At 65.1% G+C, this 16393-nt stretch carries 8 protein-coding genes; all 8 read left to right on the top strand.

Annotated elements, in window-relative coordinates; genetic code table 11:
- Window positions 1-114: 114 nt before the first annotated feature.
- Window positions 115-1989, top strand: a complete 1875-nt coding sequence (gene pglX / locus CCR84_RS06465) for a BREX-2 system adenine-specific DNA-methyltransferase PglX (RefSeq protein ID WP_274610787.1) — start codon at window positions 115-117, stop codon at window positions 1987-1989.
- A gap of 167 nt (window positions 1990-2156) precedes the next feature.
- Window positions 2157-3146, top strand: coding sequence for a DUF4351 domain-containing protein (locus CCR84_RS06460; RefSeq protein WP_201210694.1), 990 nt, complete (start codon window positions 2157-2159; stop codon window positions 3144-3146).
- Window positions 3147-3685: 539 nt separating this feature from the next.
- A complete protein-coding gene (locus CCR84_RS06455; protein WP_201210692.1) occupies window positions 3686-4933 on the top strand; it encodes an RNA-binding domain-containing protein in 1248 nt (415 codons plus the stop codon).
- Between the two features lie 55 nt (window positions 4934-4988).
- Complete coding sequence (locus tag CCR84_RS06450; RefSeq protein ID WP_201210690.1) at window positions 4989-8633, top strand: BREX-2 system ATPase PglY family protein; 3645 nt, start codon at window positions 4989-4991, stop codon at window positions 8631-8633.
- A 2-nt stretch (window positions 8634-8635) separates the two neighbouring features.
- Window positions 8636-11434: a BREX-2 system phosphatase PglZ gene (pglZ, locus tag CCR84_RS06445; RefSeq protein ID WP_242508584.1), complete on the top strand. Its 2799-nt coding sequence runs from the start codon at window positions 8636-8638 to the stop codon at window positions 11432-11434.
- Entirely contained in the window at window positions 11431-12741 is a 1311-nt protein-coding gene (gene brxD, locus CCR84_RS06440; protein ID WP_201210686.1) for a BREX system ATP-binding protein BrxD, read from the top strand. Before pglZ ends, brxD begins: the two co-directional genes overlap by 4 nt.
- A 37-nt stretch (window positions 12742-12778) precedes the next feature.
- Window positions 12779-14836: a DEAD/DEAH box helicase gene (locus CCR84_RS06435; protein ID WP_201210684.1), complete on the top strand. Its 2058-nt coding sequence runs from the start codon at window positions 12779-12781 to the stop codon at window positions 14834-14836.
- Window positions 14837-15214: 378 nt separating this feature from the next.
- Entirely contained in the window at window positions 15215-16393 is a 1179-nt protein-coding gene (locus CCR84_RS06430; protein WP_201210682.1) for an SIR2 family protein, read from the top strand.

The raw sequence follows: 16393 nt of genomic DNA, 5'->3' as shown, positions 1-16393 counted from the left end.
TCATTTGAGCGGGCAAAGTGATGATGACTTAGACAATCTCATCATGCCAGAAATGGCAGCCCGCTCCTCATTTTTTGCCGCTCGCGCAAAAGAATTCTGCATGGAGCGGGCCTTTTGAAAGAGGCTCCCCTGAGTGCTTTTTCGAGGCTTGGGGTAAGCGGCTCCATCCTGCGTGGCATGGTGAGTGGGGATGAGGTGCGGGATTGGTCTCACGCCCCTGCTGCGGCTGCGCTGTTTCCGTATGGCGATGAGTTTGAACCGATTGACTTGGCGTCGAGTCATGGCGCGTATCGGTTTATGTGGCCGTACCGCACGGATTTGTCGAACAACAAGATGTTTGGCAAGCAGACCAAGGTAGAGTCTGGCTTGAAATGGTGGGAGTACGGACGGCTGACCACGAAAAAGCTCCGGGTTCCCTTTTCCATCACCTTCGTCGAAGTCGCCACCCACAACCACTTCGTCCTCGACCGTGGCGGCAAGGTTTTCAAGCAGACCGCCCCGGTCATCAAGCTGCCAGCCAAGGCGAGCGAGGATGAGCACCTCGGGCTGCTGGGGCTGCTGAATTCTTCGGTTGCCTGCTTCTGGTTGAAGCAGGTTTGCCACAACAAGGGCGGTGGCGGAATCAATGAGGGGCATCGCGGAGACAAGTGGGAATTCTTCTACGCCTTCAACTCGACGAAGATTGCCGAATTCCCGCTGATCGAAGCCCGCCCGCTCGACCTCGCCAAGTCACTCGACGCCCTTGTTCAGCAACGCAGCCGCCGGCTGCCTGCCGCGCTGCTCGCCGACGCCCAGCCCTTACCTAGCCGTGCCAAGCTCGACGCCGCCCGCGCCGAGTCCGAATCGCAGCTTCGTCGCATGATCGCGTTGCAGGAAGAACTCGACTGGCGCTGCTACCGGCTCTACGGCCTCCTGCCCGAAGGCGCGGGCGAACTGGAACACGCGAACCCGCCCGAAGTGCGCCTCGGCGAGCGCGCCTTCGAGATCGTGCTCGCCCGCCGCATGGCTGCCGGCAAGGAAAGCACGACCTGGTTCGAGCGCCACGGCTCGACGCCGATCACCGAGGTCCCCGCCCACTGGCCCGAGGACTACCGGGCGCTGGTCGAGCGCCGCATCGCGCTGATCGAGTCCGAGCGCAACATCGGCCTCATCGAGCGTCCGGAATACAAGCGGCGCTGGAACACGCCCGCGTGGGAAGAACTGGAACAGGCCGCGCTGCGCGACTGGCTGCTCGCCCGCCTGGAGTCGCCGCGCTACTGGCCGCGCGGCGAGCCGGCCCAGCTTTCCAGCATCAACCGCTTGGCCGACGCCGCGCGGCTCGACGCCGACTTCATGCAGATCGCCGAACTCTACGCCGGCCGCGCCGACTTCGACGTCACCCGCTTGGTCGAGGCGCTGGTCGTCGCCGAGTCCGTGCCCTTCCTGCCGGTGCTGCGCTACACCGACTCCGGCCTGCGCAAGCGCGCCCAGTGGGAGGACTGCTGGGACCTGCAACGGCGCGAGGATGCGGGTGACGCATCTGCCACGCCTCTGGGCAGGATCCCGGTGCCGCCCAAGTACCAGAGCAAGGACTTCCAGAAGGCCGACTGCTGGCGCCTGCGCGGCAGCCTCGACGTTCCCAAGGAGCGCTGGGTGAGCTACCCCGGCTGCGAACGCGGCGCCGATGGCAGCCTTCCGATCGCTTGGGCCGGCTGGGACCACCTGCAGCAGGCCACCGCACTTGCCGCGTACTACCTCGACATGAAGGACAGCGAAGGCTGGCCCAGCGAGCGCCTGCTGCCGCTGCTCGCCGGCCTGCTCGAACTGCTGCCCTGGCTCAAGCAATGGCACAACCAGCTCGACCCCAACTTCGGCGAACGCATGGGCGACTACTACGACGGCTTCGTCCGCGACGAGGCAAAGGCGCTCGGCGTGACGCTGGAGGCGCTGCGCGCGTGGAAGCCGGCGGTGACGGCCGCCCGACGCGGGCGCCGGCGGAGCGTGGCTTGAATGGGCGTGGCGTTGGCGGGCACGTCGTTTGCGTGGTGGGCCTGAACGGTGCGGGCAAGACCACGGTATTGCAGGCACAGGAGTAAGATGGCCTGTCACCCATTCGGCATCCCCGCAGCGACCTTCCTTTGGCGCCGCAGGCGCTCACGTTCCACGGAATGCGCACCATGACCGATACGACGCCTCTTCCCGATACGCTCCCGGACTCGGGAAGCGACTTTGCCGACGACTACGACAGCCCCTGGAAAGAGGCGGTCGAGCGTTATTTCCCCGAATTCATGGCCTTCTATTTTCCGCAAGCCCATGCCCGGATCGACTGGCGGCTCGGCTACGAGTTTCTTGATCAGGAACTGCGCGCGGTCGTCCAGGATGCCGAACTCGGCAAGCGTTTCGTCGACAAACTGGTCCGGGTGCATCGCCTCTCTGGCGAGGAAGACTGGATCTACCTCCACCTTGAAGTGCAGGGTAGCGCCCAGGCCGAATTTGCCGAGCGGATGTTCGTCTACAACTACCGCTTGTATGACCGCTACCGCCGGCCGGTAGCGAGCATGGCCGTCCTGGCGGACGAGTCGGAAAGCTGGCGTCCGGAGTCCTTCGGCTTCGAAGTGCTGGGCTGCCGACACATGCTGGAATTTCCCACCGCCAAGTTGCTCGCCTATGCCGGGCAGGAAGAGGATTTGGCGCTTGCTGACAATCCGTTCGCGCTGGTCACGCTGGCCCACTTGCTGACCCGGGCCACGCGGCGGGACATGCGTGCCCGCTTCAATGCCAAGTGGAAACTGGTCCAGTTGCTCTACCGGCGCGGCTGGGAGAGGCAGGAGGTTATCGATCTCTTCCAGGTACTGGACTGGATGATGCGCCTGCCGGAACAACTGACCCGGGAGCTGTGGCAGAATATCGAAGTCCTTGAGGAGCAAGAAAAAATGCGCTACGTCTCATCGATTGAGCAGTTGGGGATTGAGAAAGGTATGCAGCAAGGCATGCAGGTTGGAGAATCCCGGATGCTGGCACGGATGCTGGTCAGGCGTTTTGGCGAGCTGCCGGCCTGGGTGCTTGCCAAGTTGGAGAAGGCATCCGCGCTGGAGTTGGAAGCTTGGGCCGATGCTGTCTTTTCCGCCGAGAGTCTGGAAGCGGTCTTCGGCCCGACCAAGCATTGATCCCCGAGGTCTGAGGACTCGTTCTGCGCATCTTTCGGGGGCTCGACCCGAAGCAATTCGAAGTCGGTTTCAGCTACTGGGCCGGCGTGTTCTAACCGGTCATGCTTGCCGACGGCCGGCGGTAGCGCTCATATAAGCCGGAGGTGGCGACAGACATCCGCTCGGCAGAGCTAGTGGACTTCGATGCCGGTATGCCGATGGCGCCCCGGCCGAAGTCGGAAGCTTGGCTGTTGTGCGCCTTGAAGCCGCAGCCCTATGAGTATTGCGATCCGCTCCATAATTCGCCCGGTAACGATGTGAGTCCGAACGCGATCAAGCGGCGCCTCGAAGCGTTGGTTGGGCACGACGCTTCAGGCGGGCGCTCATCGAGTCGCTGCCGGCCATACACAACGCCGCTGCCGTGCTGGGTCTGCTGACCCGAATGGACCGCGGCCGCATACAGATGCCCGATGTCTATCGCCTTGCGTTTGGTTTGGGACGCCGAGGCGGCGTCAAGCCGTTGAAATGAGGCTGGTGGAAAAATTCCAGGAACGCAGAACATGCAGAAGTCCGAACTGTTGGAAATCATCGCAAACGGCGAAAACTCGGGCGTCGAGTTCAAGCGCGACGATGTCCGGCCCGAGCAACTCGCCAAAGAGATCGTCGCGCTCGCCAACTTGCAGGGTGGCAGGGTCCTGCTGGGCGTGGAGGATGATGGAAGCATCAGCGGCGTGCGGCGGGACGACCTCGAAACCTGGATCATGGATACGGTGTTCGGTCGCTACATCCACCCGCTGATCCTGCCGTTTTACGAGGAGGTCGTGCTCGATGGCGGCAAACGGGTCGCCGTCGTCTCGATCACGCAAGGCACGGCGAAGCCCTACGTGCTGAGAAGTAACAATCGTGAAGAGATCTACGTTCGCGTCGGCAGCACGTCCCGGTTGGCGACTCGCGAGCAGCAGGCACGGCTGTTTGAAAGCGGCGGCATGCTTCATGCCGAGACGCTGCCCGTTTCGGGAACGAGCCTCGGAAATCTCGATACGGCGCGCCTTGCGGATTACCTGGTCAATATCGCCGGTGACATCGAGGCGCCCGCCACGACCGAGGACTGGGAGCGACGCCTGCAGGGCCTGGGATTGCTCGTCGCGCGTGATGACGGGAGGCCGGTGTGCACGATTGCCGGTCTCGTGCTGTTCGGGCGCAGCCCACGCCGCAGCTTGCGCCAGGCTGGGGTGCGCTGGATGTCTTTTGCCGGCGACGACAAGGAGTACCAGGCGCAGGACGATACCCTGGTCGATGGGCCGATGGTCGCCTTGTTCGAGGGGCGAGCCGGGGCGGGCCGGCAGCTCGTTGAGCCGGGCCTGGTCGAACGGCTGGTCGATCGCATGCGTCCGTTCATCTCGGAGGAGAGCGCCGCGAGCAGCGAGATGCTGCGCCGGGAGAGGATCTACCGATATCCGCTCGACGCCGTGCGCGAAACCATCCTGAACGCGCTCGTGCATCGGGACTGGACGCGATCGCTCGAGGTCGAGGTCGTCAACTATCTCGATCGGCTCGAGGTGGTCAGTCCGGGCACCCTGCAGAATTCCATGACCATCGAAAAGATGCTCGCCGGCCAGCGCTCGCCGAGGAACCCGATCATCGTCGAGATCATGCGCGACTACGGGTATGTCGACATGCGCGGCATGGGGGTGCGCAGGAAAATCGTTCCGCTGACGCGCGAATACACGGGGAAGGATGCGCAGTTCGACTTGACCGACGACCATCTGCGGGTGGTGATCCCGGCGCGCTCTTTGAAGCCGGAGTGAAAGCCGCACGGAAGGCCGCGAGGCATGAGCGGATACAAATTGAAGGAATGACGGAATGCCCTTGCTGAAAGACCTGATCACCATCCCTGAGCGCGTGCATCAGGGTGACTTCGTGCTGAAGCTCTCCGAAGGGGTGAGCCATGCCGAGCAGACGCTGCGCGACTATGTGGTCACGCGGCAGCTTGCCGATGCGTTCAACAATGCGATGGGCTTCATCGAGCAGGCGGTGCTGTCGGGCAACAGCAAGGCGGCCTACCTACACGGCAGTTTCGGTTCGGGTAAGAGCCACTTCATGGCGGTGCTGAACCTGCTGTTGGCGGGGAACACGCAGGCGCGGGCGATTCCGGAACTGGCTGCGGTCGTCGCCCGGCACTCGTGGACACAGGGGCGCAAGTTCCTGCTCGTTCCCTACCACATGATCGGCGCGCGCGACATGGAAAGCGCGATCCTCGGGCAGTACGCCGAGTTCGTGCGCAAGCAGCACCCGGATGCACCGGTGCCGGGCTTCTATCTGGCCGAAGGCCTGTTCCGCGACGCGGTGCGCATGCGTGAGACGATGGGCGATGCGGAATTCTTCGGCCAGCTCAACGCCGGCGCTCAAGGTGGTGCGAGAGGCGGCTGGGGGGCGCTCGACAGCGGTTGGGATGCGGCGAGCTTCGAGTCGGCGATGCTGGAGCCGCCGCAGGGCGAGGAGCGGGCGCGGCTGGTGGGCGACCTGATCGGTAGGTTCTTCTCGGCCTACCGCTCGCTGGCTGCCGGCGGCGAGGCCTTCGTGCCGCTGGACGACGGGCTGGCGATCATGAGCCGGCACGCGCGCGACCTGGGCTACGACGCGGTGATCCTGTTCCTCGACGAACTGGTGCTGTGGCTGGCGAGCCACGCGGCCGATGTGAGCTTCGTCAGCCGCGAGGGTACCAAGCTGGTGAAGCTGGTGGAGGCGACCAACGCCGACCGGCCGATTCCGCTGGTGAGCTTCGTCGCCCGCCAGCGCGACCTGCGCGACCTGGTCGGCGAGAACCTGGCCGGCTCGGTGCAGTTGCAGTTCAGCGACGTGCTGAAGCACTGGGAGGCGCGCTTCCATCGCGTCACGCTGGAGGACCGCAACCTGCCGGCGATCGCGGAGAAGCGCGTGCTGCGCCCGCGCGACGAGGCGGCGCGGCAGACCCTGCAGGCGGCCTTCGAGGAGGTGCTGAAGCTGCGCCGCGACGTGCTCGACACCCTGCTCACCACCGAGGCTGACCGCGAGCTGTTCCGCAAGGTCTATCCGTTCAGCCCGGCGCTGGTGCAGACGCTGATCGCGGTGTCGGCGGCGCTGCAGCGCGAGCGTACCGCGCTGAAGCTGATGCTGCAGTTGCTGGTTGACCGGCGCGAGGATCTCGAACTCGGCCAACTGATCCCGGTGGGTGACCTGTGGGATGCGATCGCTGAAGGCGACGAGCCTTTCTCCGAGGGCATGCGCCTGCACTTCGAGAACGCGAAGCGGCTCTACAACCAGCGTCTGCTGCCGATGCTGGAGACGCGCCACGGGGTGACTTGGGAGGCGATCAAGCTCGGCCAGGCCGACGCCGCTGCGGCGCGCAACCTGAGAAACGACGCGCGCCTGCTGAAGACCCTGCTGCTGGCGGCGCTGGTTCCGGAAGTGGAGTCGCTCAAGGGAATGACCGCCGGTCGGCTGGTGGCGCTCAACCATGGCAGCTTCCGCTCGCCCATCCCCGGGCGTGAGGTGCAGGACGTGGTCCGTCGACTGCGCGACTGGGCGAGCGAGATCGGCGAGATCAAGGTTTCCGACGACAACAACCCGACGGTGGCGATCCAGGTCACTGGCGTGGACATCGAGCCGATCCTGCGTGCCGCCGAGGTGAACGACAACGACGGTAACCGCCGTCGCAAGATCCGCGACCTGTTGTTCGAGCAGTTGGGCATCGAGGACGACGGCGGCTTGTTCATCCGCTACGAGTTCGTCTGGCGCGGGACGCGGCGCGAGGTGGAACTTTTGTACGAGAACGTTCGCCAGATGTCCGACGAACGGCTGCGTGGGCGCACCGGGGCGTGGACGGTGGTGCTGGACTTCCCGTTCGACGAGCCCCACCGCACGCCGAACGACGACATCGCCCGGCTGAACGATTACAACGGCGGCAGCACGCGCACCGTGGTCTGGCTGCCCGCCTTCCTCAGCAACAAGGCGATGGCCGACCTCGGGCGGCTGGTGATTCTCGACCATATCCTGCAGGGCGAGCGCTTCGAGCAGTACGCCGGGCATCTGTCCTTCGTCGAGCGTACGCAGGCGCGGGCGCTGGCGCGCAACCAGCTCGATTCCTTGCGCATCAAGCTGCGCACCCAGCTCGACGTGGCCTATGGACTGAGTACGGAACCGCGCGATGCGGTGACCTTCGTGCTGTCGCCGGAGCAGCAGTTCCGCTCGCTCGACCCGACCTTTGCGCCGCGTCCGCCGGTGGGGGCCGACTTCCATTCGGCTTTCGAGGACCTGCTCGGTCAGTTGTTTGCGCACCAGTACCCGGCACACCCCGAATTTGACACCGAGATCAAGTCGAGCGTGGTGAAGAAGGTCTGGGCCGAGGTGCAGAAGGCGGTCGCCGCCCCCGGACAGCGCGGGCTGGTAGCCGACACCTCGACCCGCCGCCTGGTGCGTTCGGTGGTCAATCCTTGCCGACTGGGGGTGATGGGCGAGACTCACCTGCTCGTCGAACACCACTGGAAGTCGCACTTTTCGCAGTGCCACGCGCGCGACGGCGGCGGGGCTATGACCGTGGGCAGGCTGCGGCAGTGGATCGACTTGCCGCAGCCGATGGGCCTGCCGCTCGAACTGCAGAATCTCGTCATCCTGACTTATGCGCTGCAGACCAACCGCAGCTTCGTGCTTGCCGGCGTGCCGATGGACCCCGGCGTCGAGCAGCTTGCGGACGAACTGGAACTGCGCGAGCAGTCGCTGCCGGAAGCCGCCGACTGGGAACGCGCGGTCGAGCGCGCTGGCCTGTTGTTCGGGCTGACCCTGCCGCAGACGCTCAACGCCGCGAGCGTGGCGCAACTGGTGAGCCAGGTGCGCGAGGCGGCGAAGGGGAAGCGCGCGAAGGCCGGCGACCTGGTGGCCCGCGTTCGCGACCGTGTCGAACGTTACGCAGCGGGTATGCTGGGCCCACGCCAGCGTAGCGCGGAATCGGCGCAGGCGCTGCTGGCTGCGCTCGCGCAGGCGGACGATCGCGAGCTGGTGCGTGTGCTGGCGTCGATGGTGCTCGAGACTTCCGAAAGCGCTGTCGGCCGGACGCTGGGACAGCTCGAAGCGACCCTGGCACTGCTCGATCGGGCGAACTGGCAGTTGTTCGACGCGCTGGGCGATCTGGTCGACCAGCGCCAGCCTGGGGCACAGGCCATCCTCGGCCGGCTGCAGGAGGCGCTGACTGCGGATGAGCACGTGCTGCCGCTGAAGCCTCGCTTCGAGGAAATGGAGCGGGATGCGCTGCGCCTGCTGACCAAAGTGGAGAAGCCGGCGCCAGTCCCACCGGAAGTTCCGCCGGAAGTTCCGCCGCCGCGGCCGCGCAGCATCGTGGTCGAAGAAGTCCATAAAACCGACCTTTCCGCGCAGGAGGCCGCCCAGGTGCTCGACGCTTTGAAGGAGAAGCTGGCCAGCGACCAGGCGCTGGAACTGACCGTCACCTGGCGTCTGCAACGTCGGGGCGAATGATCATGGCGCTGGCAACGGGGATTTCGACGGCGCAGGTCGTCGCCCAACTCGACACCATCGTCGCCAGGAACGCCGCGGTACGCGCCGTGGCGGTGCGCTCCCAGACGCGGCAGGACTGGCCAGCGCGGGTCAATGCGCGCGGCAAGCCGTTCGACCTGCGCTGGTGCGACTCGCTGCTTGGCCTGCGCGAGGCGCTGCTGGCGCTCGAAGCGCCGCCCGCAAATCTGGACGAGCCGCGAGAGCAGGGAGGCGAGGCGGGGCTCGTGCTGTTGACGCCGTTCGCGACCCACGAATTGCCCGATGACATCGCTGCGCGCTTGTTCAAGTCGAGGGTCTGGCAGCCGGAAGGCTGGGAGATCGTGCGCGAGATGTTCGACGCGAGGGAAGTCGATGCGCGGCTTGCGCGCTACGGCTGGCTGCCTCAGTTGCTGATCGATGCGGCGGCTGCGGGGGCTTTCGCTCCGGTGGCGACCGGCTTCCTCGACCTCGAAAGCGCATGGCGGGTCGTCCTGCAGCGCAGTCTCGGGCTGGAGAGCGAGCGGCCCGATGCGCAGGCCTTGCTCGCCTGGACCCAGCGCGCGGATGCCGCCGCCCGGCTGGATGCCTTGCCGGCGGCTGCGCAGAGCGATGTGTGCGCGTGGTTGCAGGATTGTGCGGGACTGGTCGGCAAGCTGATCCTCGCCACGCGCAAGAGCGGCCGGCTGGACGATGCCTTGCCGCTTGGCCTCGTGTGTTCGGTGGTGTTCGCGGCGGACGGTGCCGGCCTGGCGGAGTTGGGTCACGCCGCGGTGCGCCTCGAGCGCTACGTCAATGACCTTCACATCGGTGTGGTCGAGGGGCGGGCCTGGTCGGCTGCGGCGACCGCGCTCGTCGGCCACGACGGGGCAGCAGCCTGGCAGGGCGCGCTGGACCGTGCCGATACCCTGCTCGGCGAGTTGCGTGCCGGCGCGTTCGCTTGGTTGAGCGATACGCTGTTCTCGGGACTCGATCAGCGCATGCTGCGCTTCGGCGATGCTGTGCGCCGCTTTGCCGGGATGGTGACTCAAACTTCCGTTCCGGAGGCGGCGAAGGACGCTGCGCGCGAGGTCCTGCAATTGTCTGCCGACTTGCGTCGGCATGTGCTCGCCGAGCGTCTGGTCCAGCGCCTCGATCAGGTGGACATGGCGTGCCGGCTGGTGCGCTGGCTGGTCGAGCCGACGCGCGGCTTCGACTCGGTTGCCGCGGCCGTCGAATGGCAGGCCGACGAGGGCGCGTTCGTCGATTGGGCGCGTTTCCGCCTGTTGGGTGGCGACGACCTGGCGCCGGTGTCCGCAGCCTACGCCGCACTGCGCGCGGCGGTGGCGGCCCGGCGGGCGGCACTGGCCAAGGTCTTTGCCGGGCTGCTCACGCGTGGCGGAGGTGACGAGTGGCGGCCTTCACCGCGCACTGTGCCGGTCGAGTCCGCACTGACGCAGCTCGTCGCGCCGCTGGCGGGAGCGCATCCCGTCCTGCTGCTGGTGATGGATGGACTGAGCGTCAGCATCTTCAGGGAACTCTTTGCCGATCTGGCGCCGCTGAGCTGGGCGGAGTGGGTGCGCGCCGACCTCGGCCGCACCTTGTGCGGTGTCGCGGCTTTTCCGACCGTGACCGAGGTCAGCCGGGCAAGCCTGCTGTCCGGTGTCGTGACGACAGGCGGGAGTGCGCAGGAGAAGAGCGCGTTTGCAGCGCATCCGGCATTGCTCGCGCAAAGCAGCGCATCGCTGCCGCCGCGCTTGTTCCACAAGGGCGAACTGGCGGAGGACGGCAGCCTGTCGGCGCAGGTGCGTTCCGCAATCAACGACGCGCGGCAGAAGGTGGTGGGCGTGGTGTACAACGCTGTCGATGACCATCTGGCCGGTCCCGATCAGTTGCACCAGGCCTGGCGGCTGGAGGGCTTGCGGCTGCTCTTGCCGCTGTTGCGCGAAGCACGCGACGCGCGTCGGGTCGTGATCGTCACCGCCGACCACGGCCATCTGCTCGATGACGGCACGCGCCAGTGTTCGGGCGGCGAGCGTGATCGCTGTCGCGACGGGAGCAAGGTTAGCAACGATGACGAGATCGTGCTGCGCGGTCGGCGCGTACTGACTGCCGACGGTCAGCGCAGCGTGGTCTGCCTGTGGGGCGAGGACACGCGCTACACCGGTCGCAAGAACGGTTACCACGGCGGCGCATCGCTGCCCGAACTGGTGGTGCCGATGAGCGTGCTGGTGCCGCTGGGAATGAGCCTGCCCGGATGGCAACCGGCGATCCCGGCGCAACCCGAGTGGTGGGACCTGGGTGTGCCCTTCGCCACGGGGAAGGCTGGCGCTCCCGACAGGCCGGCTGCCGCGAGCACCGGTGCCAGACCGGCACGTGCCGGCGCACGCAAACCCGCGGCGCCCGTCGGCCAGGGGGCGCTGTTCGATCTCGACGTTGCGGTCGCGTTGCCGGTCGAGCCACAGCCGAGGCACTGGGTTGACGGCCTGCTGGCGAGCGACACCTACGCCGCCCAGCGCCGGCTGGCCGCCCGCGTCGCGCTGCCCGATCAGCAGATGCGCGCCTTGTTGTGCGCCCTCGACGAGCGCGGTGGCAAGTTGTCGAAGACGGCGGTGGCGCAGCGCCTGGCGGTCCCCGAGCTCAGACTCGCGGGCATGTTGGCGGCGGCGAGGCGCGTGCTGAACGTAGACCAGGCACCGGTGATCGAGCTGGATGAGTCGGCCGGCATGGTCGAACTCAACCTGTCGCTGCTGTTGCGGCAGTTCGGTTTGAGCCGGCAGGCGGTGACGAGCGGGGAGGGAGCATGATCAGCGCAGCCAGACGCGAGGACATCATCGGCGCTCTGCGCCGGGGTACGGTGCCCGGAGCGGGACTCGAAACCTTTGCCGTCCGGGTGGACCGTTTTGCGCCGGTCCTCGACGAGGAACTCGAGCGCGTGGCCGCGGGGCGAAGCGCCTTCAAGGCGGTGCGTGGCGAATACGGCAGCGGCAAGACCTTCTTCGGGCGCTGGTTCCAGGAGCGCGCGCGCAGCCGCGGCTTTGCCGCGAGCGAAGTCCAGATCAACGAGACGGAGACGCCGCTGCACAAGCTGGAAACCGTCTATCGGCGTCTGGTCGAGCGCCTCGGTACCGCCGATTCGGCGTCCGGCGCTTTCCGCAGCGTGATCGACGGCTGGTTCTTTGCGCTGGAGCAGGATGTGCTGGCGGAGGGCAGCGTCGATGCCGGCGACGAGGCGGCGCTGCTGGCGAAGACCGAGTCCCTGATGGAGGCCCGGCTGGCGACCGTCAGCAAAGCGGCGCCGGCGTTTTCCGCGGTGCTGCGCACCTACCGGCAGGCGGTAGCGCGCGGCGATGCCAGCCTGGCTGACGGACTGATCAGTTGGTTGGCAGGACAGCCCAACGTCGCTGCCGGGGTGAAGCGGGCGGCAGGGATCAAGGGCGATCTGGATCATTTCGCTGCGGCGAACTTCCTGGCCGGCCTGCTCGTGATCCTGCGCGACAGCGGCTACGCCGGTTTGGTGTTGGTGCTCGACGAGGTCGAGACGCTGCAGCGCATGCGCGCCGACACCCGGGAGCGCGGGCTGAACGCGCTGCGGCAGTGGATCGACGAAATCGATGCCGGCCGTTATCCGGGGCTCTATCTGTTGATCACCGGCACTCCCGCGTTTTTTGACGGCCCGCAGGGCATCCAGCGCCTGGTGCCGCTCGCACAGCGCCTGCATGTGGATTTCGCGACCGAGTCCCGTTTCGATAATCCGCGTGCGGCGCAGATCCGCCTGTCGGCTTTCGACCACGAGGCGCTGCTCGCCGTCGGGACGCGGATCCGCGACATCTACGCCGCAGGAGCCCGTGACGACGGTCGCATCGCCCGCGTGGTCGATGATGCCTATGTCGAAACGCTTGCCCGCGCAGTGGCGGGCGGGCTCGGCGGCAAGGTCGGGGTCGCGCCGCGCCTGTTCCTGAAGAAGCTGGTTGCCGACGTGCTCGATAGGGTGGACCTGCACGCCGATTTCGATCCACGACGACACTACCGCCTGACGCTGTCGGAGACCGAGATGTCCGCCGCCGAACGTGCGGCGGCGAATGCCGACTCCGTGGACGACATCGTCTTGTGACGCGCCGTGAGCGTGCGGCCGGTCGGAGTTCGCCGAGGTGAGTGAGGATCCTTTCGCTGCGCTGCACCCGGCGCTCCAGTACCACATCGTCAATTCTCTCGGCTGGTCGGCGCTGCGGCCGACGCAGATCGAGGCCATCACCCCGATCCACCAGGGTGTGCACTGCCTGCTGCTGGCGCCGACTGCCGGTGGCAAGACCGAGGCGGCGATCATCCCGGTGCTGTCGCGCATGCTGCACGAGAACTGGCGCGGCGTGAGCGTGCTCTACGTCTGTCCGATCAAGGCGCTGCTCAACAACCTGGCGCAGCGTCTTGAACACTACGCCGGCCTCGTCGGCCGGCGAGTCGAGCTCTGGCATGGAGACGTGTCCCAGTCGCGCAAGCAGCGTGCGCTGAAGGATCCCCCCGACATCATCCTGACCACGCCCGAGTCGATCGAGGGCATGCTGATTTCGACCCGGGTCGAGCGCCAGGCCTGGTTCGGCGGCTTGCGCGCCGTCATCGTCGATGAACTCCACGCCTTCGCCGTCGATGACCGGGGCTGGCATCTGCGTTCGATTCTTGCCCGGCTGGCGGATTACACGGCGCAGCCCCCGCAGCGCATCGGGCTGTCGGCGACGGTCAGCAACCCTGAAGACTTGCTTGCCTGGCTTGCCCCCGAGGGCGAACGTCGGGTGATCGGCAGCGCGCGGGTCAGTACCGATGCCGACGTGACTTTGGACTACGTCGCTTCGCTCGAGAATGCAGCAATCGTGATCTCGCGCCTGCACCGCGGGAAGAAACGCCTCGTTTTCTGCGACTCGCGCAGTTGCACGGAACAGCTCGGCAACCTTCTGCGCGGCCACGGGGTGCGCACCTTCGTCAGCCATGCCTCCTTGAGCGCTGCCGAGCGCAGACAGGCGGAGACGGCCTTTGCCGAAGAGAAGGACTGCGTGATCGTCGCAACGTCCACGCTCGAACTCGGCATCGACGTGGGCGACCTCGATCACGTCGTCCAGATCGACGCACCCTCGACGGTGTCCTCGTTTTTGCAGCGGATGGGGCGGACCGGCCGCCGCAGCGGGGCGAGGCGAAACTGCCTGTTCCTCGCCACCGGCGATCAGGGGTTTCTGCTGAGCCTGGGCCTCCTTGAGAAGTGGCGGGAAGCCTGGGTCGAGGCGGCGCTGCCGCCGATCGAGCCCTGGGCTGTCGTCGCGCAGCAGGCGCTGGTCATGGTGCTGGAACTTGGCCTGGTACCACGACATGCTTTGCTGCAGCGCCTGCAGAAGTCCTTCCCCGAGTGCGCTCAGGGGGACATCGGGACACTCCTGGACACGCTGCAGGCAAGGGATTACCTGTCGGCGCCTGAGCAGGATCTGCTGCAGGTCGGGCCCGCCACCGAGCGTGCCTGGGGGCGTGGGCATTATCGGGAACTGCTGGCGACCTTCTCGGGCTCGCCGCTGCTGACGGCCCGCTTTGCCGGCGCGGACGTGGGGTACGTCGATCCGACGGCCCTTGCCGGTGACGATGCGCCGATGAACATCCTGCTCGCGGGGCGAAGCTGGAAGGTGATCGACATCGACTGGGGACGTCGTGTGGTCACCTTGGAGCCCGGCAGCGGAGAGGGTTCGGCACGCTGGACAGGAACCGGTCGCGTGCTCGGCGCCGAGGTCTGCCGCGCGATCAGGGCCGTCCTGCAGCGTGGCGCGCTGTCGGGCGTCAGCTTGTCGAAACGGGCGACTGCCCGACTTGAAGCCTTGAGCGAGAGCCTTCCCAGCGCCGGGCAGGGGCCCATCGTCGTGCGCGACGACAAGGGTCGCTTCCGCATCTGGACCTGGGGCGGGACGCGTTTCAACCGCTGGCTCGCTTACCAGATCTGCGAATTCGCGGGGAGTTCACGCCCGGACGAGCTGGGTGTCGACACCCGACGCGACCCGACCGAGGCAATTCGCGGCCAACTCAGCCGTGGTCTGGAGTTGAGCGAAAGTGAACTCGATCAGCGCCGGGCCGAAATCAAGTTTGGCGACTGCTTGCCACGAGCCCTGTTGCACAGGGTTCTGGTTCGCCGGACTTATGACGATCGCGAAGGGCTTCAAGAGCAAGAAGCAGGAGAGTGAGCCTTACAGAGCGACGGCAGCGCACTTCGCTGATGCGTGACGACGGAGTGCTGCCTCGTTCGCTCACCCATGCAATGCCGCGAGAACTGACCTGAGGTTACAACCCCACGCCCCAACCCGGCAGCAGTGTGTGCACCGGCGGGTCCTCTGGTGCACTCTCAGCGTCAGCACATCCTCCGTTGTCTCCCGGTAACCTCTCACTACAAAGCACATCGTCTTCGCTCCTGATCCAGTAAAACTCCGTTCAACGTACGCGACAACGATCTTGATGCAGCGTATGTCTTGAACATCGAGGGCAGGGCATCAGTGATGGCCATACATGCTTAGAAAGCGTGTGCTATTCTATGACAATGGTTTCGATTGGAGGCGAGAAATTCCATGAAAGAGATAAAGTGGCGTAGTTTGCTGCAAAGTTTGCAGTCGGGCCAATGTGGACTCGTTCTAGGGCCAGACATCCCCGTCATGGCAGCCAATCCAGTTGATCAAGGGGGCGAGGAGGCGAGTCTTCGAGACGTCTTCGGCCGTTATCTGACCGCGCAGCTGGAGGAAGGCGAGCAAGCTGTAGCGGAAACAGCGATGTTTGCTATAGCTCAACAGTATTCGGAGTGGCCAGATTCCGTCAATATCGGCAACATCGCATCGAGGTTTTTCGGTGACGTGCGTCACCATTGCGGGACCTTGCATACGGAGCTCGCCAAGTTTCCTTTCAGTGTTGTTCTGACCACTTGCTACGACGATCTTTTCGCTACCGCGCTGAAAAACGAGGGGAAAAAACCGCGCCGATATATCTATCATTTTAGGGGGGAACCACGCGATAACGGCGAATTGCCCGAGGATATCGATGTCGAATCGCCCGTCATTTACTACCTGTTCGGGTCACATGACGAGCCGAGTTCTCTCGTTCTGACTGAGAATGACCTGCTCGATTTCATGATTAGCGTGATCTCAGGCCGTCCCGACTTGCCTGCCAGCCTTTACAGCATTTTGAGGAACAAGACATTCCTGTTCGTCGGATTCGGGATCAAACACTGGTATATCAGGGTTCTGCTCAAGTTGCTGATCAGGAAGTTGCAGTTCTCTGTAGGTTCTTTCGCCCTTGAGTCTTTCGAGGGGATCGATCCCCATGAGAGAGATCAGACCGTTCTCTTCTACAAGCGAGGAACTCGGCTCGAAGTATTAGACATGAACGTGGGAGAATTTTTGTCTGAGCTTTGGGAGCGGTATGACAAAGCAGGGAGATTCAAGGGGCTTGCTGCTCCAGGAATGCCTCGTCGAATACCAGTCTTCATCAGTTATGAGAGGTCGGACTATGAGATTGCACTCAGCCTTTACCGTGAGCTTACAAAAGCAGGGGTGGAAGCCTATCTCGACACCGATTTCATCAAGGGGGGCGAAGAATGGAATGGCAAGATCGAAAATACATTTCATTCGAGCCTCTTTCAAAAGGCCCGCTCCATGCAGAATTCTTTTGCGCGAGCGGCAAAAAATGAGGAGCGGGCTGCCATTTCTGGCATGATGAGATTGTCTAAGTCATCATCACTTTGCCCGCTCAAATGA

The organism is Rhodocyclus purpureus (genome assembly GCF_016653115.1).
Lineage (GTDB): Bacteria > Pseudomonadota > Gammaproteobacteria > Burkholderiales > Rhodocyclaceae > Rhodocyclus > Rhodocyclus purpureus.
The sequence above is the reverse complement of the archived record's forward strand: the minus strand, read 5'-3'. Positions and strand labels throughout refer to the sequence as shown.